The 23,873-nt window shown below is 31.7% G+C and carries 19 protein-coding genes; 16 read left to right on the top strand and 3 right to left on the bottom strand.

The genetic code is table 11. The features are described 5' to 3' along the window. Positions 1 to 200: 200 nt before the first annotated feature. The 4 genes from HMPREF2663_RS10855 to budA all read left to right on the top strand — a co-directional run bounded on the left by HMPREF2663_RS10855 (position 201) and on the right by budA (position 5,411). A complete protein-coding gene (locus HMPREF2663_RS10855; RefSeq protein ID WP_002447052.1) occupies positions 201 to 1,082 on the top strand; it encodes a cidABC operon transcriptional activator CidR in 882 nt (293 codons plus the stop codon). 835 nt (positions 1,083 to 1,917) lie between these two features. Then, on the top strand, positions 1,918 to 2,868 hold the full coding sequence (locus tag HMPREF2663_RS10850; RefSeq protein ID WP_002490664.1) for an L-lactate dehydrogenase: 951 nt from the start codon (positions 1,918 to 1,920) through the stop codon (positions 2,866 to 2,868). Between the two features lie 62 nt (positions 2,869 to 2,930). Next, positions 2,931 to 4,595 carry an acetolactate synthase AlsS gene (gene alsS, locus HMPREF2663_RS10845; protein ID WP_002447054.1) on the top strand — a complete coding sequence of 555 codons (1,665 nt, stop codon included), beginning with the start codon at positions 2,931 to 2,933 and terminating at the stop codon, positions 4,593 to 4,595. Between the two features lie 111 nt (positions 4,596 to 4,706). Then, positions 4,707 to 5,411: an acetolactate decarboxylase gene (gene budA, locus HMPREF2663_RS10840; protein ID WP_070592521.1), complete on the top strand. Its 705-nt coding sequence runs from the start codon at positions 4,707 to 4,709 to the stop codon at positions 5,409 to 5,411. 397 nt (positions 5,412 to 5,808) lie between these two features. On the opposite strand, the gene HMPREF2663_RS10835 is transcribed toward budA, so the two are convergent. Continuing rightward, a complete protein-coding gene (locus HMPREF2663_RS10835) occupies positions 5,809 to 6,678 on the bottom strand; it encodes an oxidoreductase (protein WP_070592519.1) in 870 nt (289 codons plus the stop codon). Positions 6,679 to 6,753: 75 nt separating this feature from the next. Here HMPREF2663_RS10835 and panB point away from each other — a divergent pair, with 75 nt between their 5' ends. The 6 genes from panB (at position 6,754) to HMPREF2663_RS10805 (ending at position 12,567) form a co-directional block, all read left to right on the top strand. Then, the gene (gene panB, locus HMPREF2663_RS10830; RefSeq protein ID WP_070846406.1) at positions 6,754 to 7,572 is read left to right on the top strand and encodes a 3-methyl-2-oxobutanoate hydroxymethyltransferase; all 819 of its coding nucleotides are present in this window, start codon (positions 6,754 to 6,756) and stop codon (positions 7,570 to 7,572) included. Continuing rightward, positions 7,565 to 8,425 (top strand): pantoate--beta-alanine ligase, encoded by an 861-nt coding sequence (gene panC, locus HMPREF2663_RS10825; protein WP_002486870.1) that lies wholly within the window; start codon positions 7,565 to 7,567, stop codon positions 8,423 to 8,425. The genes panB and panC overlap by 8 nt, the downstream gene beginning before the upstream one ends. After that, positions 8,418 to 8,804: an aspartate 1-decarboxylase gene (gene panD, locus HMPREF2663_RS10820; RefSeq protein WP_002475660.1), complete on the top strand. Its 387-nt coding sequence runs from the start codon at positions 8,418 to 8,420 to the stop codon at positions 8,802 to 8,804. Before panC ends, panD begins: the two co-directional genes overlap by 8 nt. Positions 8,805 to 9,225: 421 nt before the next feature. Next, the gene (locus HMPREF2663_RS10815) at positions 9,226 to 10,236 is read left to right on the top strand and encodes a zinc-ribbon domain-containing protein (protein WP_070592516.1); all 1,011 of its coding nucleotides are present in this window, start codon (positions 9,226 to 9,228) and stop codon (positions 10,234 to 10,236) included. A 3-nt stretch (positions 10,237 to 10,239) separates the two neighbouring features. Beyond that, positions 10,240 to 11,574, top strand: coding sequence for a zinc ribbon domain-containing protein (locus HMPREF2663_RS10810; protein ID WP_070592515.1), 1,335 nt, complete (start codon positions 10,240 to 10,242; stop codon positions 11,572 to 11,574). A 306-nt stretch (positions 11,575 to 11,880) separates the two neighbouring features. Beyond that, on the top strand, positions 11,881 to 12,567 hold the full coding sequence (locus HMPREF2663_RS10805) for an epoxyqueuosine reductase QueH (RefSeq protein WP_153647446.1): 687 nt from the start codon (positions 11,881 to 11,883) through the stop codon (positions 12,565 to 12,567). Between the two features lie 42 nt (positions 12,568 to 12,609). Here the strand turns inward: HMPREF2663_RS10805 and HMPREF2663_RS10800 are convergent, their stop codons facing one another. After that, positions 12,610 to 12,879, bottom strand: a complete 270-nt coding sequence (locus HMPREF2663_RS10800; protein WP_002496714.1) for a hypothetical protein — start codon at positions 12,877 to 12,879, stop codon at positions 12,610 to 12,612. Positions 12,880 to 12,972: 93 nt separating this feature from the next. Continuing rightward, positions 12,973 to 14,037: a quinone-dependent dihydroorotate dehydrogenase gene (locus HMPREF2663_RS10795; RefSeq protein ID WP_070592513.1), complete on the bottom strand. Its 1,065-nt coding sequence runs from the start codon at positions 14,035 to 14,037 to the stop codon at positions 12,973 to 12,975. A 223-nt stretch (positions 14,038 to 14,260) separates the two neighbouring features. On the opposite strand from HMPREF2663_RS10795, the gene HMPREF2663_RS10790 reads away from it, so the two are divergent. The 6 genes from HMPREF2663_RS10790 (at position 14,261) to HMPREF2663_RS10765 (ending at position 23,260) form a co-directional block, all read left to right on the top strand. Then, positions 14,261 to 15,118, top strand: a complete 858-nt coding sequence (locus HMPREF2663_RS10790) for a fructosamine kinase family protein (protein WP_070592512.1) — start codon at positions 14,261 to 14,263, stop codon at positions 15,116 to 15,118. Between the two features lie 206 nt (positions 15,119 to 15,324). Beyond that, positions 15,325 to 16,704: an amino acid permease gene (locus tag HMPREF2663_RS10785; protein ID WP_070846405.1), complete on the top strand. Its 1,380-nt coding sequence runs from the start codon at positions 15,325 to 15,327 to the stop codon at positions 16,702 to 16,704. Positions 16,705 to 17,004: 300 nt separating this feature from the next. Further along, positions 17,005 to 18,063 carry a PTS sugar transporter subunit IIC gene (locus HMPREF2663_RS10780; protein WP_002447066.1) on the top strand — a complete coding sequence of 353 codons (1,059 nt, stop codon included), beginning with the start codon at positions 17,005 to 17,007 and terminating at the stop codon, positions 18,061 to 18,063. A 100-nt stretch (positions 18,064 to 18,163) separates the two neighbouring features. After that, on the top strand, positions 18,164 to 19,588 hold the full coding sequence (locus tag HMPREF2663_RS10775; RefSeq protein WP_070846403.1) for a phosphate--AMP phosphotransferase: 1,425 nt from the start codon (positions 18,164 to 18,166) through the stop codon (positions 19,586 to 19,588). Between the two features lie 651 nt (positions 19,589 to 20,239). Then, complete coding sequence (locus HMPREF2663_RS10770) at positions 20,240 to 20,947, top strand: lysozyme family protein (RefSeq protein ID WP_002486899.1); 708 nt, start codon at positions 20,240 to 20,242, stop codon at positions 20,945 to 20,947. Positions 20,948 to 21,451: 504 nt separating this feature from the next. Further along, positions 21,452 to 23,260 (top strand): acyltransferase family protein, encoded by a 1,809-nt coding sequence (locus tag HMPREF2663_RS10765; RefSeq protein ID WP_070846400.1) that lies wholly within the window; start codon positions 21,452 to 21,454, stop codon positions 23,258 to 23,260. Positions 23,261 to 23,873: the final 613 nt, after the last annotated feature.

The following is a 23,873-nucleotide window of genomic DNA, read 5'->3' as shown; positions in this document are numbered from 1 at the left end:
AGAGCATCGTGATACTGATGAAAAATAATCGGTATTAGTCAATTGAAACAAATATATACAAGGATTTATTGTTTAATCAGTGTTAGTGTAAATGAATAATTGAAGAAGTTATGTCGATGAAAAAATGCTAGATATCAAACGATGGTTCTATGTGAAGAAATATCTATCAATCAAATGTTAATAATTAAGGATGAATATAAATGGAAATTAAACAAATTAAATATTTCGTAGAAGTTGTACGACAAGGTGGTATGACGCAAGCATCTGAACACTTATACATTGCGCAGTCAACGATTAGCAAAGCGATTAAAAATATTGAAAATGAATATGATATTACATTGTTTGACCGGTCACAAAAACAAATAAAACTAACAGATATAGGTCAAACATTTTATGATAATAGTTTAGAATTTTTAGCTTTATTCGAGAAATTATCTTTAGAAATGAATGACATTGTGAACGTTCAAAAAGGTCATATTAAAATAGGATTATCACCAATGATGAATGTTCAAATGTTTACAAATGCATTGAATCAGTTTCACAGACTCTATCCTAATGTGACATATGAAGTGATTGAGGGTGGTGGTAAAATTGTTGAGAACTTAACATCTAATGATGATGTGGATATTGGTATTACTACACTACCTGTAGATCACAGTGAATTTCATTCAACTTCTTTGTATAACGAGGAATTACTATTAGTAGTAAGTAATGACCACCACTTAGCACATTTAAATAAAGTAGACATGGCAGATTTGAAAGATGAAGAGTTTGTTTTATTTCATGATGATTATTATTTAAAAGATCAAATTATAGAGAATTGTAAAAGGCTAGGCTATTACCCTAAAACTGTTGCTAATATTTCTCAAATTAGCTTTATCGCTAACATGATTCAACAAGGAATTGGAATAAGTATCGTTCCAGAAAGTTTAGTTAATTTAATGGGGAATAACGTAACGTCCATTCAATTAGAGAATGTTGAATTATCATGGCATCTTGGCGTGATATGGCGAAAAGATGCTTATCTCAATCATGTAACTCGCAAATGGATCGAATTTATTTCTGAGATGAAACCAACATAGCTTAATACTTAGTAAAGGATTTTATATCAAAGTCGATATAACAACTTGTCTATTTTTAATAACGCCAAAGATATGTTAGAGGCACGAACACATTTTTAATGTATTGTACATATGCACTTAAAATTCATTAAGGTACACTAATAGTTCTTGCTCCACTATTTAAATATTAAAATGACTAGTACATAAATTGAAGTGTGCTTTTCAAGTAGGTGTTTATACTTAAATAACTGAGCCTGAGACATTGATATTTGTCTCAGGTGTTTTGTGTATTGGAAGTTGATGGCTTAGTTTTAAAATGTGCCGATGTTAAACTTTTATATTATAAATTCTTGAAAAAGGTATGCGACGGTAGATATTTTAATCAATTACGATTTTTCGATGCTTTGACGTTATACTTATTGATAAATATTTGGAATTCATTGTATTTAATTGTTAGTTTATACATAGAGGTGGGTATGGCCTAGTAGGTAGTCTTTTAATAAAGGTATTGAATTGATGTCTTTATTGTCGAAAAAAGACCGCGATTAACTCACATTCGTTTATTTCATATATGAACAAACAAAGTATTACATTTTTCTATAGGAAACCTATTCCTTTTATGAATGGTTAACATCGTTATTATGTATTTTATTAATACTTTGTCACGTACTATAATAATAAACGTAATAAAGTTAGTCGCTGAGTTGATTACTTCAGAAAAGTGTTGAAAAATTGTCATTAAAATGAATTTTTTATATCTGAACTGAAGTAAAATTCTAGTTATTTTAATAGAAATATTATACAAATAAGCTAACACAGTTATTTGTGTAACTTTATTATGAAGGAGTTCGTTAAAATGAAAAAATTTGGGAAAAAAGTTGTTCTAGTAGGAGACGGTTCCGTAGGTTCAAGTTATGCATTTGCTATGGTGACTCAAGGAATTGCAGATGAATTTGTAATTATTGATATTGCAAAAGATAAAGTGGAAGCAGACGTTAAAGATTTAAACCATGGTGCACTTTACAGTGCTTCACCAGTGACTGTAAAAGCCGGAGAATATGAAGATTGTAAAGATGCAGATTTAGTTGTTATTACAGCAGGTGCACCTCAAAAACCGGGTGAAACTCGTTTACAACTTGTTGAGAAAAATACTAAAATCATGAAAAGTATCGTAACTAGTGTCATGGATAGTGGCTTTGATGGTTTCTTCTTAATTGCTGCAAACCCAGTTGATATTTTAACACGTTATGTTAAAGAAGTTACAGGTTTACCAGCTGAACGTGTTATTGGTTCTGGTACAGTGCTTGATAGTGCAAGATTCAGATATTTAATAAGTAAAGAATTAGGTGTTACTGCAAGTAGTGTTCACGCTAGCATTATAGGTGAACATGGTGACTCTGAACTTGCAGTTTGGTCTCAAGCAAACGTTGGAGGTATTTCAGTGTATGATACATTGAAAGAAGAAACTGGTAGCGATGCTAAAGCGAATGAAATTTATATTAATACAAGAGATGCTGCTTACGACATCATTCAAGCTAAAGGATCTACGTATTATGGTATAGCTCTAGCATTATTACGTATTTCTAAAGCTTTATTAAATAATGAAAATAGTATTTTGACAGTTTCTAGTCAACTTAATGGTCAATATGGATTTAAAGATGTTTATCTTGGCTTACCAACACTTATCAATCAAAATGGTGCAGTTAAAATTTATGAAACACCATTAAATGATAACGAACTACAATTACTAGAAAAATCAGTGAAAACTTTAGAAGACACTTATGATTCTATAAAACATTTAGTTTAAAACTTATAAGAATGACGAAGATGTTTTGAATGAACTTAATTTTTGAAAGGAAATGAATATAAATGGCGGAAAAACAATATTCTGCAGCACAAATGGTAATTGATACTTTAAAAAATAATGGAGTTGAGTATGTATTTGGTATTCCAGGTGCAAAAATCGACTACTTATTTAATGCACTAGAGGATGACGATCTTGAATTAGTCGTTACGCGTCATGAACAAAATGCAGCGATGATTGCACAAGGTATTGGTCGTTTAACAGGAAAACCAGGTGTGGCTATTACTACAAGTGGCCCAGGGGTAAGTAACTTAACTACTGGTTTATTAACTGCAACTTCTGAAGGTGACCCTGTATTAGCTATCGGTGGTCAAGTTAAAAGAAATGACTTATTACGTTTAACACATCAAAGTATTGATAATGCATCATTACTTAGATCCTCAACTAAATATAGTGCAGAAGTACAAGATCCAGAATCACTATCAGAGGTTATTACGAATGCAATGCGTACAGCTACTTCAGGTAAAAATGGAGCGAGCTTTATCAGTATTCCACAAGATGTTATTTCATCACCTGTCAAAGCTGATGCAATTTCATTATGTCAAAAACCACATCTTGGTGTACCTTCAGAACAAGAAATTAATGAAGTGATTGAGGCTATTAAAAATTCTAAATTCCCAGTATTATTAGCTGGAATGAGAAGTTCAAGCCAAGCTGAAACAGAAGCTATTCGCCGTTTAGTTCAAAAAACAAATTTACCTGTTGTTGAAACATTCCAAGGTGCCGGCGTAATTAGTCGCGAATTAGAAAATCACTTCTTCGGTCGTGTTGGTTTATTTAGAAACCAAGTGGGTGACGAATTACTTAGAAAAAGTGATTTAGTTATCACAATCGGTTATGACCCTATTGAATATGAAGCAAGTAACTGGAATAAAGAATTAGATACTAAAATCATCAATGTCGACGAAGAACATGCTGAAATCACAAATTACATGCAACCAGTTAAAGAGTTAATTGGAAACATTGCAAGTACAATCGATATGATTTCTGAACATGTAAATGAACCATTTATTAATCAAGATCATTTAGATGAACTTGAAAAATTAAGAGGCGAAATCATAGAAGCAACTGGAATTAAAGCAACTCACAAAGAAGGTGTGATGCACCCAGTTGAAATCATTGAAACAATGCAAAAAGTTTTAACTGATGATACTACTGTAACTGTAGATGTGGGAAGCCATTACATTTGGATGGCTCGTAAATACAGAAGTTACAATCCTAGACATTTACTATTCAGTAACGGTATGCAAACTTTAGGTGTTGCACTTCCATGGGCTATTTCAGCTGCACTTGTACGTCCAAATACACAAGTTGTTTCTGTAGCTGGAGACGGTGGTTTCCTATTCTCAGGACAAGAATTAGAAACTGCAGTACGTAAAAACTTAAATATCATTCAATTAATTTGGAATGATGGTCGTTATAACATGGTTGAATTCCAAGAAGAAATGAAATACAAACGCTCTGCAGGTGTAGAATTTGGACCAGTTGATTATGTAAAATATGCAGAATCATTTGGCGCTAAAGGATTACGTGTGACTAATCAAGAAGAATTAGAGGCAGCACTTAAAGAGGGTTACGAAACTGATGGACCAGTATTAATTGATATCCCAGTTAACTATGCAGATAATGTTAAATTATCTACAAATATGTTACCCAATGCTTTAAATTAATATATTAATCAATGATACTAAGTTGAATTTTAATAGAACGCACTCTAAGGTTGAAAGGCTACCTTAGGATGCGTTTCTTCAAGTAATGAATATTAATAGGAGTGATTATGAATGACTAATGTATTGTATCAACACGGAACATTAGGAACTTTAATGGCAGGTTTATTAGAAGGAACTGCTTCAATTAATGACTTATTAGAGCATGGTGATTTAGGTATTGCTACGCTTACAGGTTCTGATGGAGAAGTAATTTTTGTTGATGGTAAAGCTTATCATGCAAATGAACATAAAGAGTTTATAGAATTGACAGGCGACGAAATGACACCATATGCAACAGTTACAAAATTCAAGTCAGACTCAAGTTTTAAAACTTCTAATAAAAATCAAGAAGAAGTATTCGATGAAGTTAAAAAACAAATGACAAGTGAAAATATGTTCTCAGCAGTTAAAATTTCAGGAACGTTTAAAAAAATGCATGTACGTATGATGCCTGGTCAAGAACCTCCATACACACGTTTAATTGATTCAGCTCGTAGACAACCTGAAGAAACACGTGAAAATATCAAAGGTTCAATCGTAGGTTTCTTCACTCCAGAATTATTCCATGGTATTGGTTCTGCAGGTTTCCATATTCACTTTGCAAATGATGATCGTGATTTCGGTGGTCATATTTTAGACTTTGAAGTGGATGATGTGACTGTTGAAATACAAAACTTTGAAACATTTGAACAACACTTCCCAGTAGATGCTAAATCATTTACTGATGCTGACATTGACTATAAAGATATAGCTGATGAAATCAGAGAAGCTGAATAATTGTTAGCTAGATGTACCTTAACTCCAAACATTATAGACTACGATGATTTGTATACTAAATAGATGAGGGATAGGATAAAATATGTATTGAATATATTGTCTTATCCTGGTAACGAATCCCAACATAGAAAATTTCTGAATGAAACTCACAATGTTGGGATTTCTTGTACTACTATTGAAAAAGTTTGATATAAATAACTTCTTCAATTCAAGTATAGATTGTCTGTACGTTAACAAAGCCTAGGACATGAATTTGTGTTCTAGGCTTTGTTGTATGTTTATGATGGTTAGAATTTATAAAGTAAACGCATTTCAAATATGAGGTTGTTTATTTGTAGAATAAAGACATTTATTTGAGAAAAAGTCATATTTTTTAATGAATGATTCACCTAAGATATCAATCTGGTTGGGTGTATTCGAGGTGATAAGCGTATAAAAATGTATAAGCCATATCTAGATAGGGTGTTTCTAAATGATGTTTTTTTGCACATTTATATATATAACCCTGTATGGCCTCGACTTCAAGAGGGTGCTTGTTAATGACATCGTAATACATACTTGTTCCCATTTCGTCTGGATAACCTTTATAAATATTTAAAATATCATCAACGATATGATCTTCAAAGTCAATTTGTTCAGCTCTAGCAACTTTAAGACCATCAACTAATATACGACGACATATCGACTCAATATGAGGAGATTTTAAAATTTTAGCTGGTTGACGTCCAATAGCAGTGATGGTATTTATACCTAAATTCACTAATAATTTATACCAAATGCTTTTTTCAATATTTTCTTCTAAAACCACCTCTATTTTGGAAGGACGAACCATTTGCTTGAATTGACGAGTTAGTGTGCTATCTTGAATACATAGTTGGTAATCTCTGAAATGTTGAACCTTGTTGTTGACTTTTTGTCCGCTAATATAGACGACTGCTTGAAAGACATGTTGATATGGAAGTTTATTAAGCTGTCCATAGCCATTTTGTGCTAAGATAATGAGCGAATTATCATGAGTGATTTTAGGTAATTGTTTAATGACGTCATCCAATTGATGTGTTTTAACAGCTATGATAATGACATCAAAAGTATGATTAATATGATTAAATGAAGTCACTTTAATATGACATCCATTTGTAGTATTTTCTGGGAAATAGGTCATTAATTTATCTTGCCGGCCGATGAGTTCCGTATCTGGTAGAACTTTTTTTAATTCAACAGCTAATGTTGTACCCACTGCACCTGAACCTATAATGGCAATTGTCATAACTTTATTCTTTCCTTTCTTTTTACGATTCATTATACTATTGCTAATAATAAAGGAAATTGAGGGTGAAATGAATTGAAAACTTTAAATCATTTAAACAAAATGAAGGCATCACAGCAAAAGATTTCTATGGTTACAGCTTATGATTATCCTAGTGCTAAGCAAGCACAACAAGCTGAAATTGACATGATTTTAGTAGGAGATTCTTTAGGAATGACAGTGTTAGGATATGATAGTACTGTTCAAGTAACATTGAACGATATGATTCATCATGGTAAGGCTGTTAAAAGAGGTGCTCCGGATACATTTATAGTTGTTGATATGCCTATAGGGACTGTTGGTTTAAGTGATGAAGAAGATTTAAAAAATGCACTTAAGCTTTATCAAAACACGAATGCTAACGCTGTCAAAGTAGAAGGGGCTCATCTTACATCATTTATTCAAAAAGCAACTAAAATGGGTATACCTGTTGTTTCTCACTTAGGTCTTACACCTCAAAGTGTAGGTGTAATGGGGTATAAACTTCAAGGGGATACAAAGGCAGCCGCTATGCAACTTATCAAAGATGCTAAAGCAATGGAAACTGCTGGTGCAGTAGTACTGGTTTTAGAAGCCATACCTAGTGATTTAGCTCGAGAAATTAGTCAGCAAATCACTATTCCAGTTATAGGTATAGGGGCAGGTAAAGATACTGACGGGCAAGTATTAGTTTATCATGATATGTTAAATTACGGTGTTGATCGACACGCTAAGTTTGTTAAACAATTTGCAGACTTTTCAACCGGTATTGATGGATTAAGGCAATATAATGAAGAGGTTAAAGACGGGGCGTTTCCTTCTGAAAAGCATACTTATAAAAAACGTATTATGGATGAGGTAGAGCAACATGACTAAAGTTATTACAAAAATTAATGAAATGCAATCTATTGTTAAACAATATCAACGTGAAGGTAAAACAATAGGATTCGTTCCGACTATGGGAGCTTTACATGATGGTCATTTAACCATGATGAAGCAATCTGTAAACGAAAATGATCTCACGGTTATTAGTATATTTGTGAATCCCTTACAGTTTGGTCCAAATGAGGATTTTGACGCTTATCCACGTCAACTCGATGATGATGTGGATGCAGTAAAAAAGTTAAAAGTGGACTATGTTTTCCATCCAAGTGTAGATGAAATGTATCCAGAAGAATTAGGTGTTCATCTCAAAGTTGGACATTTAGCACAAGTATTAGAGGGAGCACAAAGACCTGGACACTTCGAAGGTGTTGTGACCGTGGTCAACAAATTATTTAATATTGTGCAACCAGATTATGCCTATTTCGGGAAAAAGGATGCGCAACAATTAGCTATTGTTGAAAAGATGGTTAAAGACTTTAATCTTCCTGTACACGTTATTGGCATTGATATCGTAAGAGAAAAAGATGGTTTAGCCAAAAGCTCTAGAAATATTTACTTGACCTCTGAAGAACGAAGAGAGGCAAAACATTTATATCAAAGTCTACGCTTAGCAAAGAATTTGTATGAAGCGGGTGAACGAGATAGCAATGAGATTATAAGTCAAATCGCTGCGTATTTAAACAAAAATATTAGTGGACATATTGATGATTTGGGTATTTATAGTTATCCAAATCTTATACAACAATCAGAGATTCATGGACGAATATTCATATCATTGGCAGTTAAATTTTCTAAAGCAAGATTGATAGATAATATAATTATTGGAGATGACTATATTGATTAGAACATTTATGAACTCAAAAATCCATAGGGCTAGAGTTACAGAATCTAATTTAAATTACGTTGGAAGTATAACAATAGATGCCAATATATTAGATGCGGTTGATATTTTACCCAATGAAAAGGTTGCTATTGTTAATAATAATAACGGTGCTCGATTTGAAACATATGTCATTGCTGGAGAACGTGGTAGTGGAAAGATGTGTTTAAATGGCGCGGCTTCAAGGCTAGTTGAAGTTGGAGACGTCATTATTATTATGACATATGCACAATTAAATGAAGATGAAATGGTAAATCACTCACCAAAAGTAGCTGTGTTAAATGAAAATAATGAAATTATAGAAATGATAAATGAGAAAGAAAATACGATATCAAATGTATAAGAGATGAGATGGAATTCATTCTCAATTGATAGGTTCATTATCGATTTTAAAATCAAAAAACTGAAAAGTTATAAATAAGATGATGATTGAACCAATAAATTACTAAGAGGATGATTAAGAGTCTGGACACAAGGTATATGGATGTCCAGACTCTTTTTTATATTTCAATGATATTGTTTTGAAATAAATGTCTAAATAGTAATAATGAAGTAAAATGTCATGCTATTACTATAAGTCAATTTGAGAATATATGAGTTGAAAAAGTGGCGGAAAATATATACTCCTTTATATGAAATCTATGTACCACAATTCACTATACCCGATTAAATAAATAAGATTTTTAGGATTTTTATAGAAAACAATATAAATAAAATGATATAATTTAAAAGATTACAAAATATTTATTGTAGGAGGGTTTTATATGCATTGTCCGAATTGCGGTAATCCAATAGAAGATGATGATTTATTCTGTGGTGAATGTGGGCATAAAATAAGTCGACATCCACAGTCAGTCAGAAATGCAGAAAGTGAAATAACAAAAGCTGAAAAGAATGATGAAGAACAAAACATAACATCAAATAATAAAGAAAACAACGTAGCGACTCATCAAAATGTTGATTCAACATCTCATGATGAGACTAGATCAAATGAAAATGACGTAGCAGATTCAACATTACAATCTAAGCAGTCACATAATGATATCCAACAATCAAATCTCTCTACATACCACCAAAGACCTCAACATCGAGAAATTCCTCAAAATCAACACAATCACAATCAACAACAAAGTCAAATAGGTCAACAAGCTAAACAAGTAACAAATGAAAGTAAAGGGTTCTTTAAAAGTGCATTTACTGCACCTGATAAAATCATTCAAACTAATCATGTTTTCAGTTTTAAATTATTATTATCATTATTAATAATCGGTTTTATTGTATTAGCAATTTTACTCGCTTCCGTAATACCAGTTGAGATTGGTATTTTCGGTACTACAAGAGGTAGTTTGGTAACGAGTATCATTTTCGGTATTATTCTATTTTTGGTTGTCATAGTAGGTGCAATATTTGGACTTACACGTTTAGTAGTTAGACAACCTATTACCTTTAAAAAAGTATTATCAGACTATGTGTTAATTAATAGTGTTTCGTTAGCAATTTTAATTATTTCTGTAATTTTAACATTAGCAGAATCATACAGCTTTGGCGGAAGTATAGCATTATTGTCATTATTATTATTTATTGCTTCTGGTATTTATCTAATTGCGAAGTATAGCACAGGTAATCAAACAAGAATATCCAGCTTTTATGGTGTGATTATTTATATCATTATTTTGTTCTTATTTATTCGTATTTTTGGTGAGGCATTTTTCCATCAAATATTTGGTGATTTTATAGAAGAACTAGGAGATTTATTTGAAGGAGGAACTTATTAAAATATGAAATATTGCAGTCATTGTGGTCAACCTCTTCGAGAAGGTGTAAAGGTATGTACAAATTGTGGTACATCTGTGAGAAATGATGGAACTAATTATAAATATTCAGAACAACGCTATTCTCATCATCAACCACGTTCCAATAAGAGTAATAAAAAAACTTGGTTGATTATTATTATAGTGTTAGCTATTATCATTGCTTTGGTAGTAATCTTTACTATAGCTAAAAATCAAATGTCACCAGAAAAACAAGCGACTCACATTGCACATGCTATCAAAAAAGACGATGCTAAATCGTTATCTAAGCAATTAACATCAAACAATCATCGTTTAAGTGAAGAAGAAGCACGTGCGTACTTAAAGTATATTAAAGCAGAAAATGATTTAAAGCATGTTGCTGACAAAGTTGAAGAAAACACCAAAGATATTAAAAATAATCACTATAACAATTTATCTGTAGATGCAAATGGTAATAATATTTTAAATATATCTAAAGACGGAAAAAAATATGTTTTTTTTGATAACTATCAATTTAATGTTCCTCAAAAAACAATTACGCTCGTTTCAAGTGATAGTGGTGAAATTACTTATGAATTTAACGGGGATAAACATCATATTTCTGTAGAAGAAGATGACGATAAAGAATTAGGAACATTTCCTATCGGTGATTATAATTTAAAAGCATCAAAAGACATGGAAGGTAAAAATTTTAAAGGCGCTATTACAATTGATATGAGTGAAAGTGATAGTATTGCATATGAATCGTTTAAACAAAAACGTTTTAATGTTGATACTGAAGGCGGATATATATTAGATAATGTAAAAATATATGCTAATGGTAAAGAAATAGGAGATGGTTTTTCATCAGAAACATATGGTCCTTATGATCCAGATGAAGAAGTTATCGTTCACGCTGAAGGTTCATACGAAGGAAAAACTTTTAAATCGAATTCGGTTAATGTAGCAAGTGCAAGCGAAAAAGATGGTGGTGTGACAGATGTCACAGTCAAATTCGATGAAGAAGCTATTGATCAGTATGTCGATAAAAAATCAGATGAAAAATACGATGATGATTCAGATGACGAGTCAGATAACGATTCAAGTAGTGGTGAAGTAACGCGTGAAAATGTAATTGATAAAGTAGAGTCATATGAAGGACATACACTAGATACTGATACGTATACGTATAAAGAACCTGAAAAAACCGGTGATGGTAAATGGGGCTTTTCATTCTTAGATAAAGATGGAGATTTAGCTGGATCGTACACGGTAGACATTGACGACGGTTATGTTACAGAATATGACGAAGATGGTGAAGAAGTTGGATCTGGTTATTAATATTTAATGCAAGAACCTGAGGCAAAAATAATTGTCTCAGGTGTTTTATTATAGTGGGAATTGATGACTAATTTTAAAGTAGCTATGTTACAAATTTTTATTTTTAGGACTTGTTGTTAAAATGTGGCAATACACGCAATTCGAATTCGGTCACTTTTTTAAATTTTTTAAGAGTTAAAGTCGAATTGTCTTGTACGTTCAATATTTCCTTTATATATTCGGTAATATATAATATTATTAAATAATGTGTTATGTAGATGAAAGAGAGGTCATATTGTGATTGAAGCGAATCAAATTTTAGCTAAAATGAAAAATCAAAAAATCAACTATGATAAAGTATTAAGAAAGATAATTTCTCAATGGGAACGTGATGGAGAACGTCCAAAAATCTTACTTCATAGTTGTTGTGCACCTTGTAGTACATATACGTTAGAATTTTTAACACAATATGCGGATATAGCGATTTATTTTGCGAATCCTAATATACATCCCAAAAGTGAATATTTAAGACGTGCTAAAGTTCAAGAACAATTTGTAAATGATTTTAATAATAAAACAGGTGCAAATGTAAAGTATATTGAAGCCGAATATGAACCGCATAAATTTATGAAAATGGCAAAAGATAAAGGTCTAACTGAAGAGCCGGAAGGTGGACTAAGGTGTACGGCTTGTTTCGAGATGCGATTAGAAATTGTTGCAAAAGCTGCTTTAGAACATGGTTACGATTATTTTGGTAGTGCAATCACACTCTCTCCAAAGAAAAATGCCCAATTAATCAATGAACTAGGTATGGATGTACAAAATATATATAATGTAAAATATTTACCAAGTGATTTTAAAAAGAATAAAGGGTATGAACGTTCTATCGAAATGTGTAATGATTATAATATTTTTAGACAATGTTATTGTGGCTGTGTATTTGCAGCGATGAAGCAAGGTATAGATTTTAAACAAATAAATAAAGATGCTCAAGCATTTTTACAACAATTTTAAAATATAAAATGTGCCTACTCATATGAGTAGGCATTTGTATATTTATATCGTTTTTTGTATGAATCGTATGATGGCTATCACTGCAATGACAATCATTGAAACGAAAGATAAGATTTTGAAATGCTTACTTTTTGTTTCTTTATCAGATTCTCCATTTTCCATCATTTCCTGTAGTTCTCGTTCTATCTCAAGATCCAAATCAGTTTTTTGATAACCATTTAAACCTTGTCTATCTATATGGTCATTTTGATGTTTATGGTTGTTATTACTATCTTTTTTAGTATCGGTATCTGCTTTGTTATTTTTACCCATGATAGGACCTCCAATGAATAATAGCGTTCTTAAACTTTTATACATTATTTATTAAATTATTCATTATTTAAAAGGCAGTTTCATAATTGTAATTTATGCATCTAAACCAATAATATCACTTACATTAGCATAACCATGTCGAGTTAAATAATGCGCGATTTCTTTATTCATTTTCTTAGTCAAACCTGGTCCTTCAATGACTAATGAAGAGTATATTTGTAGTAATGACGCACCGTTTCTTAACATTTTGATAGCATCTTCAGAACTGAATATACCACCAGTTCCAATAATTAAGAAGTTACCTCGTGTTTGTTGATAGGCATATTTAACCAGCTGTAAGTTTCTTTCGAATAATGGTCTGCCACTCAAACCACCTTCTTGAATTTTATTTTTTGAATTTAATCCATCGCGTTGTCGTGTGGTATTTGCCAACATAACCCCATCGAATGTATCTGTAATTGAAGGCAAGATTTTTTTAAAACCATCTAATTCCATATCAGATGTTAACTTTAAAAAGATAGGTACATTAATATTGTTCTTAGCTTTAAATGTTTTTAAAGCATCACATAGCATCGAAAATTCATCTTCGTCGTGAAAGTTTTGGAGATTTTCTGTATTTGGGGAGCTAATATTCACTGTAAAGAATGAGACATCATTTTTAAATGTATCGATCACTTTAATGTAATCTTGATAGCGATTTTCATAAGAAGTTGTTTTATTCACACCAACATTTAATCCTACTGGTATTGAGCATGAATGATTACGTAAATTACTTAATGCTTTATCCATACCCTTATTATTGAATCCCATACGATTGATGAGTGCATCATCTTCTAGTAAACGATACATGCGTGGTTTTGGATTACCTGGTTGAGGCTTAGGTGTTATACCGCCGAGTTCAATTGCACCGAAGCCAATGTTTTCAAGTGCTTTTGGAACTTCACAAGATTTATCAAAACCTGCAGCTAACCCGATAGGATTATCAAAAGAAATACCGTGAATATGTTGCGTTAATATTGGATTGTTATAAGTAAATAACTTATTAACGATAGGTAAAATGGGTGAACATTTTTGAACACACTTCAACGCATTGATGGTCAAACCATGTGCTCGTTCAGGATCTAATTTGAATAATAAAGGTTTAACTAATTTGTACATATAAATGCTCCTATTTCATTATATTTGAGGCTTACTATCCCCAGTTAATATGTTTGAAATTCATTCTTTTAATAGACTAGCATTTTCATGTAAAATTTCATAGTTAAATATTAGAAAGTTAAAAAATTGACTTAATTTAATAATATAAAGAAGTTAAGATTAATGTTTTCATTATAGGTAATATAATAATGTAGATATAATATAAAGTTAAGAGGGTGAGAAAATGAATGAACAATGGATGAGCGCATTGCCGCTTGACAATGTGAAAGACATTTCTCCAGTAAGTGGAGGCGATGTAAATGAAGCATTTAAAGTCACTACAGTTGAAGAAGATACTTTTTTTCTACTCGTTCAACGTCAACGATCAGAAGCCTTTTATGCCGCAGAAATTGCAGGACTAAATGAATTTGAAAATGCAGGTATAACAGCTCCAAGAGTAATTGCAAGTGGAGAGATAAATGGAGATGCATATTTATTATTAAGTTTTCTTGAAGAAGGTAGTCAAGGGAGTCAAAGAGAACTTGCTCGATTAGTTGCTAGAATGCATAGCCAATACCAACAAGATAATAAATTTGGATTCCGTTTACCGCATGAAGGTGCAGATATTTCATTTGATAATTCATGGACTGAGACATGGAAAGAGATTTTTATAAATCGTAGAATGGATCACATACAAGATGAGTTATTACGTGTAGGAATGTGGAAACAAGAAGATAAAAAGATGTATGAACGTGTAAGAAAAGTTATTGTTGACGAGCTATCAAATCATACTAGTAAACCTTCTCTGTTACATGGTGATTTATGGGGAGGTAACTATATGTTCTTAACAAATGGCCAACCTGCTTTGTTTGATCCTGCACCACTTTACGGCGATAGAGAGTTTGATATAGGAATCACTACAGTGTTTGGTGGATTTACACAAGAGTTCTATGACGAATATAATCAACAGCTACCATTAGCCAAGGGATCACAAAAGCGTATAGAATTTTATAGATTATATTTACTTATGATACATTTACTTAAATTTGGAGGTATGTATGCCGATAGTGTACAACGCTCTATGAAAATCATTTTAGAATAAAGAACATCGACCTCACTAAAGATATCAACGGGCTTTAGTGAGGTTTTAAAAAATAAGATTGATTGAAAATTTTAAAAATAGGGTATATTTAAATTTGTAATACTATTTTTCTATAATTAAAAGAAATTTATTATAAAACAAGGGGTATGACGTACGACATCATTTTCAGTCAGTGATTTACTCTATGAAATGGAGAAGAAAAGATTATGGCAGATAAACTGCAAAGAGAATTAAGCAATAGACATATACAATTAATTGCGATTGGCGGGGCTATTGGAACAGGTTTATTTCTTGGTGCTGGCCAATCTATTCATTTAGCAGGACCATCTATCTTATTAACATATATAATAGTAGGTTTTGTTCTCTTTATGTTCATGAGAGCTATGGGAGAATTACTGTTATCCAATTTAGGATTTAAATCGTTTGGTGATATTGCCCATCATCATATTGGTTCTATGGCAGGTTTTATGGTGGGCTGGACATATTGGCTAACATGGATTATTTCAGGAATGGCAGAAGTGACTGCTGTTGCCAAGTATGTTTCCTTCTGGTATCCAACAATTCCAAACTGGTTAACAGCTGCAGCGACGATTTTAGTTTTAGTTGCTTTAAATCTATTTAGTGCTAAATTATTTGGAGAATTAGAATTTTGGCTTTCTATTATTAAAGTTTTGACTATTTTAGCTTTGATAGCTGTTGGTGTTGTTATGATTGTATTTGGAATGAAGACAAGCTATGGCCCTGCAACGGTGACGAATATATGGAAAGACGGAGGCATTTTCCCTAATGGTACACAAGGTTTCTTCATGTCATTCCAAATGGCAATTTTCTCATTTATTGGTATTGAGTTGATTGGAATAACTGCAGGAGAGACTAAAAACCCTCACAAAACAATTCCTCAAGCAATTAATAATGTACCGTTTAGAATATTATTATTTTATGTAGGATCGTTAGCAGTTATCATGTCTGTTGTACCATGGCAACAATTAAATCCTGCTGACAGTCCATACGTTAAAATGTTTGGATTAGTTGGAATCCCTTTTGCAGCAGGTATTATTAACTTTGTTGTGCTCACAGCCGCAGCGTCTTCTTGTAATAGTGGTATATTCGCTAATAGCCGTACGATGTTTGGATTAGCTGGAAGAAAGCAGGGTCCAGCATTCTTACATAGAACCAATAAGCACGGTGTACCACATTATGCTATTTTAGTGACATGTGGCTTATTAAGTATTTCAGTCGTGTTAAATGCAATTTTTAAAGATGCGACTAAAGTGTTTGTACAAATTACAACATTTTCAACTGTTTTAAATATTATGATTTGGACAATTATTATGATTGCGTATCTAGGTTATTTAAGACATGATCCGAAACAGCATAAAGAGAGTAACTATAAAATGTGGGGCGGAAAATACATGGCTTACAGTATTTTAGGGTTCTTTGCATTTATTTTTATTATATTATTGATTAATAGTGCAACGCGTTATGCCGTACTTTCTGCACCCGTATGGTTTGTTATCATGCTATTGATGTATCAAAAATATAAAAAAGAATCTCGCAAAGCTAAAATTGAAACTGAGGAAGAGTAAAGCACTTATTATTTCAAATAGGGTGAGTTAGGTAACACTTCATAACGTTAGTATTTAAACTAAAGGTTATGAAGTGTATTTTAATTAAAAAATTAATGTTTTGAATTAAATGGCAAATAAGTTATCTTAATTTTCAGAAAAATATGGTATACTATTGAGCATAGTCTTGAATGTCATATATGCATTTCACTAATTATCCCTCTAAGTTACAGCATCTATGAAAGATTTAATTGAATCATATATAGGCTTCGAGACTCTTTTTATACATAATTTTACTTAGCACATTGGGAGGTTTAACTTATGTCGACGATAAAAAATATCGATGGACCAAAGGATTTTATTTTTAGAGTGTTATCAGGGGTAGCAATTGGAATAGTAGCCGGACTCGTTCCAAATGCGATTTTGGGAGAAATTTTTAAATACTTTATGCAATATCATCCTATTTTCAAAACTTTATTAGGGGTCGTTCAAGCCATCCAATTTACAGTGCCAGCGCTTATTGGAGCATTGATAGCTATGAAGTTCAATATGACACCATTAGCAATAGCTGTAGTAGCAAGTGCTTCATATGTTGGGAGTGGTGCAGCTCAATTTAAACAAGGTACATGGGTAATTACGGGAATTGGTGATTTAATTAATACGATGTTAACTGCGTCCATCGCCGTGTTACTTATTTTATTAATAGAAGAACGTGTTGGTAGTATGGCTTTAATTGTTTTTCCGACAGTTGTTGGTGGTTTAGCAGCTACAATCGGCGTATTTACTTTACCATATGTAAGGTTAATTACTACGGGAATTGGTAACATGGTTAATAGCTTTACTGAATTACAACCAGTGTTTATGAGTATGTTAATCTCTATGGTGTTTAGTTTTATAATCATATCGCCATTGTCAACTGTTGCCATAGCTATTGCTATTGGATTATCAGGTATTGCTGCAGGATCTGCTTCAATAGGTATAGCAGCAACAGAAGCTGTATTATTGATTGGTACCAGCAAAGTTAATCATGTAGGTATTCCTTTATCAATATTTTTCGGTGGGGTGAAAATGATGATGCCAAATATGGTTAAATACCCTGTCATTATGATTCCGATTTTCTTGACAGCGGCAATATCTGGTATTGCTTCTGGAATTATTGGTATTTCAGGAACAAAAGAATCAGCCGGATTTGGTTTTATCGGAATGGTTGGACCTATTAATGCCTTCAAATTTATGCATGTTGATTCTGCATGGTTAAGTTTATTACTTATTGTCATCGCCTTTTTTGTTGTGCCGTTTCTAGTTGCATGGATTTTAGATTTAATACTTAGAAGATTTATTCATTTGTATGAGAATGATATTTTTAAATTTATGGGATAAACCGTCATCTCTCTTCAACGTTTAGAACGTTGAAGAGATTTTTCTATGTTAAAATATAATAATATAGCATCTAACTTTAACATATATAGAGGGTGAAACGATGTCAGGGAAACTAGAAGAATTACAATTGAAAGTAGCTCGATTAAGTCGACGTACTCATGAATTAGGTATTCCAATTATGGTATTATTTGAGGGGATTCCTGCTTCAGGGAAGACACGTTTATCAAATGAATTACTATTGCACCTAGATGCCAAATATTCGCAATTTATAGCTACTAAATCGCCAGAATCAAACGATTTACGTTATCAATTTTTACAAAAATATTGGAATACGTTACCACAAAAGGGTAATATAAATATTTATTTTAGAAGTTGGTATTCACACTTTTTAGATTATAAAGAAAACAAAATTAAGCATGATCAATATAAAAATTATGATGTTTTAGTCAATCAAATTTATCATTTTGAATCGATGTTAAAGAATGATAACTATGAAATTATAAAGTTTTTCATAGAAATAAATGAAGAAAAACGCAATGAACATATTCAACAGACAAAAGATAATCCCTTAACTAGATGGAAAGTTCAAGAATATGAAAATGTTATACCTCAAGAAAGTTATCTAAATCAAATGCATCAATTCATCAAGAAGGATAAAGATTGGAAAGTCATCGATTACACAGAGCGCGAGCATGCTTTTGAAAAAATGTACTTACATTTAATAGATAGACTTGAGCAAGCTATAAAAAAAGTTGAACAACAAACAACTAAAGTCAACAGTAAGTTCACATCAGGCTTCACGACTTCTTTATTTGATAATAATCTAGAGAAAGTAGACAAAAAAACGTATAAAAATCTCATTGTTGAATTGCAACAGAGAATGAGAGAAATCCAATTTGCTTTATATGAAAGAAAGATTCCTCTTGTTTTGGTTTTCGAAGGTATGGATGCTGCCGGTAAAGGTGGCAATATTAAACGTATTAGAGAAAAATTAGATCCAACAGGATATGAAGTGAATGGTATTAGTGCACCTACGGATGTCGAACTTAATCATCATTATTTGTGGAGATTTGCTAAAAAGATGCCAAAATCAGGTCATATTGAAATATTTGATCGTAGTTGGTATGGTCGTGTACTAGTTGAACGTGTAGAAGGTTTTGCGAGCCAGAATGAATGGCAACGTGCATCTGATGAAATTAATCAATTTGAAAAGATGTGGACAGATGAAGGTACAATCATTTTAAAATTCTTCTTGAGCTTAGATAAGGATGAGCAGCTAAAACGTTTTAAAGACCGTGAAAATAATCCTGATAAACAATGGAAGATTACTGAAGAAGATTGGCGTAATAGAGAAAAATGGGATGAATATTTAGAAGCAAGTCATGATATGATTGAATCTACAAACACTTCATACGCCCCTTGGTATATTGTTCCGGCAGATCATAAAAAAACGGGTCGGATTGAAGTACTTAAAACAATTATTAGGAAATGTGAAGAAGTACTATGGGGAGTTAAAACGTATTAATTTTAAATAAAAATCTCGAGAGTGAGACCGTGGATGAAGCATTATTCATTGGTCTCACTCTCTTTTTTAATATAATGAAATGTTTATGAATGAAAATACTGTGTTTCTTCTATTATATATTCTAAAAGGATAACTCACCTATATAGAAAAGGTAACGTCGTTTAATACAAAAGATATTTTGAGTTCCAAATTGATACATAGCGTTATATTTTGTTTATTAAAGAATAAGAGTTAAAAAGTAACCTCATTAAAATAAACAAATCTTCATAAAAAATGATAATACTTAGAATCAAATAGTTAGAATTATTTCATTTATGTAACAACATTGCAATCTGTAATTTTACAGATAACTTAATATAATGGTATTTCAGCTTGAAACACGATGTAATTACTTAAATTAAGATGGAATATGAAACTAATATTAAGAAATTATATGTTACAAACTGAAATATATCTGTTTTAAGATTACAAAAGAGCGTTGATATTGTAACCTTTTGTAAGGAACGTGTAATATACAAAGGCGATTTTTATGATATAGTGGGTAGCGTCAAAAGTTAACAAAAAACATTTTCAATATAGCACAACGAATTTAAAACATTTAAATAACAAAACAAACAAATTTTAAATTTATATCTGGAGGATTTATATATCATGAAAAAAACAGTTATCGCTTCTACATTAGCAGTATCTTTAGGAATTGCAGGTTATGGTTTATCAGGACATGAAGCACACGCTTCAGAAACTACAAACGTTGATAAAGCACACTTAGTAGATTTAGCACAACATAACCCTGAAGAATTAAATGCTAAACCAGTTCAAGCTGGTGCTTACGATATTCATTTCGTAGACAATGGATACCAATACAACTTCACTTCAAATGGTTCAGAATGGTCATGGAGCTACACTGTAGCTGGTTCAGATGCTGATTACACAGAATCATCATCTAACCAAGAAGTAAGTGCAAATACACAATCTAGTAACACAAATGTACAAGCTGTTTCAGCTCCAACTTCTTCAGAAAGTCGTAGCTACAGCACATCAACTACTTCATACTCAGCACCAAGCCATAACTACAGCTCTCACAGTAGTTCAGTAAGATTATCAAATGGTAATACTGCTGGTTCAGTAGGTTCATATGCTGCTGCTCAAATGGCTGCACGTACTGGTGTATCTGCTTCAACATGGGAACACATTATTGCTAGAGAATCAAATGGTCAATTACATGCACGTAATGCTTCAGGTGCAGCTGGATTATTCCAAACTATGCCAGGTTGGGGTTCAACTGGTTCAGTAAATGATCAAATCAATGCAGCTTATAAAGCATATAAAGCACAAGGTTTATCTGCTTGGGGTATGTAATCCAAATCTAATAATATAATTAGAAAGAGTGGGGCAACATTCGTTGTCCTCTCAGCAACGAGGACTAAAATTGACTCCCTTATATATAAAGGAGTTTTAATCTTAGTTATCGAGGCAATATATTAAAAAGCCTAGGACACATCGCTTTGTGTTCTAGGTTCTTTTTTATTTGAAAGTCAAATTAAAATGATTCATATAGCAAAGTGATGTTAACAAAGTGAAAATATAACATCTAGACTGAAAAGTATAATAAAGTTAAATGATATTATGTTTGTATTTATTTAAAAGATATGGTTATATAAATGGTGTGTTTAATATCATATATAGATACATTTAAATTGCTTACCTACACAACTTATATGAAGATGTTTTAATAAATATATACCTATTTAATTTGTTAAAGTATAATATTTAAGTAAAAAGATGATATGTCAATGCAATTGAGGATGTAATTGTGATAATATTAAGAGCAAGTATTTTAAAAATTAAACGGAGTGTAATTGAATGAATGAGAACAATTATAGACGTCTCAACAAAACTTATAAACCGCACTATTTGCCTGGTTTAGATGGTTTGAGAGCTATAGCAGTCATTGGGATAATCATTTATCATTTAAACACGAAATGGTTATCTGGTGGATTCCTTGGAGTAGATACTTTTTTTGTCATTTCTGGTTATCTCATAACTAGTTTATTATTAAGTGAGTACTATAGAAATAATTCTATTAATTTAGTTAATTTTTGGCTTAGAAGATTTAAACGATTAATACCAGCAATGATGTTTGTTGTCACGGTTGTTTTAATATATACATTACTATTTAAACCTGAATTAATTATTAGTATAAAACATGATGCTATAGCAGCACTTTTCTATGTTTCGAACTGGTGGTATATCATACAAGACGTAGACTATTTTAATCAATTTGCTGTAGCGCCATTAAAGCATTTATGGTCATTAGCTATTGAAGAACAATTCTATCTATTCTTTCCATTTATACTTTTAGGGTTATTAAAGTTTTTCAAAAAGAGAACTACAATGATTATTCTATTAATCATCTCTTTATTATCATTAACTGCAATGATAACGATACATATGTATACAGGTAACAATTCTAGAGTTTATTTCGGAACTGACACACGTTTACAAACGTTGTTATTAGGATGCTTACTAGCATTTATTTGGCCACCGTTTTCTTTCAGAAAGGATATATCTAAAGGTGCTAAAGCAAGTATAAGTGCAATAGGCTTAGTCGGAATGGCAGTGCTCATTTATTTGTTTGTAGTGGTTAGTGATCAAGATAAATGGATATATAGTGGAGGATTTTATGCTATCTCGTTCTTGACACTGTTTGTCATTGCAAGCGTTGTGCATCCATCAAGTGTCTTAAAGAAATTACTAAGTTTCAAGTTATTTATTTATATAGGCAAGAGATCGTATAGTTTATATTTATGGCACTATCCTATCATTATTTTTATGAATAGTTATTTCGTACAAGGTCAGATTCCTTGGTTTGTATATATTTGTGAAGTGATACTTATGTTTGTCATGGCTGAAGTATCTTATAAATTTATCGAAACGCCTATTAGAAAAAATGGATTCAAAGCATTCACAGTGATGCCGAAAAATTTAACAAGATTTTCAAGAACGATCATTGTATTAATTTTGCTTGTTCCTTCTGCATTCATAGTATTTGGTGCCTATGATAGTTTGGGTAAAGAGCATGATAAACAACAAGCTGCGAAACAAAAATCTTTTAAAACGAACCAGAAAGCAAAACCTAAAAAGCCAGATGAAAATAATCAAGATAAGTCTTCACAACAGCATTTTAATCCTAAAGAAGCGTCTCCATTATTGCTGGGAGATTCAGTAATGGTAGATATCGGTCAGGTCTTTAGTAAAAAAGTGCCACATGCTAATATTGATGGAAAAGTTGGACGACAGTTAATTGAGGGCAAAGATTTAATCAATCAGAAGTACCAAGATTATACTAAAAAAGGTCAGAGTGTTGTGATAGAACTTGGTACGAACGGTGAGTTTACGAAAGATCAAATGAATGAATTAATTGATTCTTTAGGTGAAGCAGATATTTACTTAATTAAGGTAAGAGTACCGAGAGACTATGAGTCGACTAATAATAAAATTATGGAACAAGTAGCCAAGAAGCATAAAAATGTTCATATTGTTGATTGGTATAAAGCATCTGAGGGTCATTCTGAGTATTTTGCATATGATGGTATACACTTGGAATACAGTGGTGTTAAGGCATTATCTAATGAGATCATTAAGAAAATGAAAGAAGTTAATGAAAAATAATGTTCAAAAATAAAAATAAGAGCGCTATATATCACTAGAAATTAGAGTGAGATTCAATGTGTTTGCTTAGTCATGATTTAGTAAGATGACAATAACAATTAAGTCAAAAATGGGTATATGGTATTTATTATTATAGTTCACCATTGTGATGGGGTGAGATAACGAATTCGATACGAATTCTATCTCACCTCATTTTTTATCAATTTTATGAATAATATTAGCGTTATTTAAGATTAAATTTACATCAAGTAAATATTCTTTATTGACTAAATATTTAAAAGAAAAACTAAACTCATCATAGCTAAAGTTGTAATAAGAGCAAAATTTATTATTACAAGAATATAACAATTCTAAAACGTTACATGAAATATTGTTAGTTACATGCTTTCGTTACGCTCTTTACAGACTCCATTTAACAAAACAACTCTATATAAACATTACAAAATGATAACACCGCACACAAACGTACATTTTTCTGATAAAGTAATGCTTGTCGTTAAAAAGAACGAAACCAAGGATAACAAAGTTAATATTTTAGTCACATGACTATTCATTATATGAAATTAATTATTTAAATTTTTAGGAGGATATTTAACAATGAAAAAAATCGCTA

The organism is Staphylococcus sp. HMSC077D08 (genome assembly GCF_001837945.1).
Lineage (GTDB): Bacteria > Bacillota > Bacilli > Staphylococcales > Staphylococcaceae > Staphylococcus > Staphylococcus epidermidis.
Note: the sequence above shows the minus strand (reverse complement) of the source record. Positions and strands in the feature narration are given on the sequence as shown.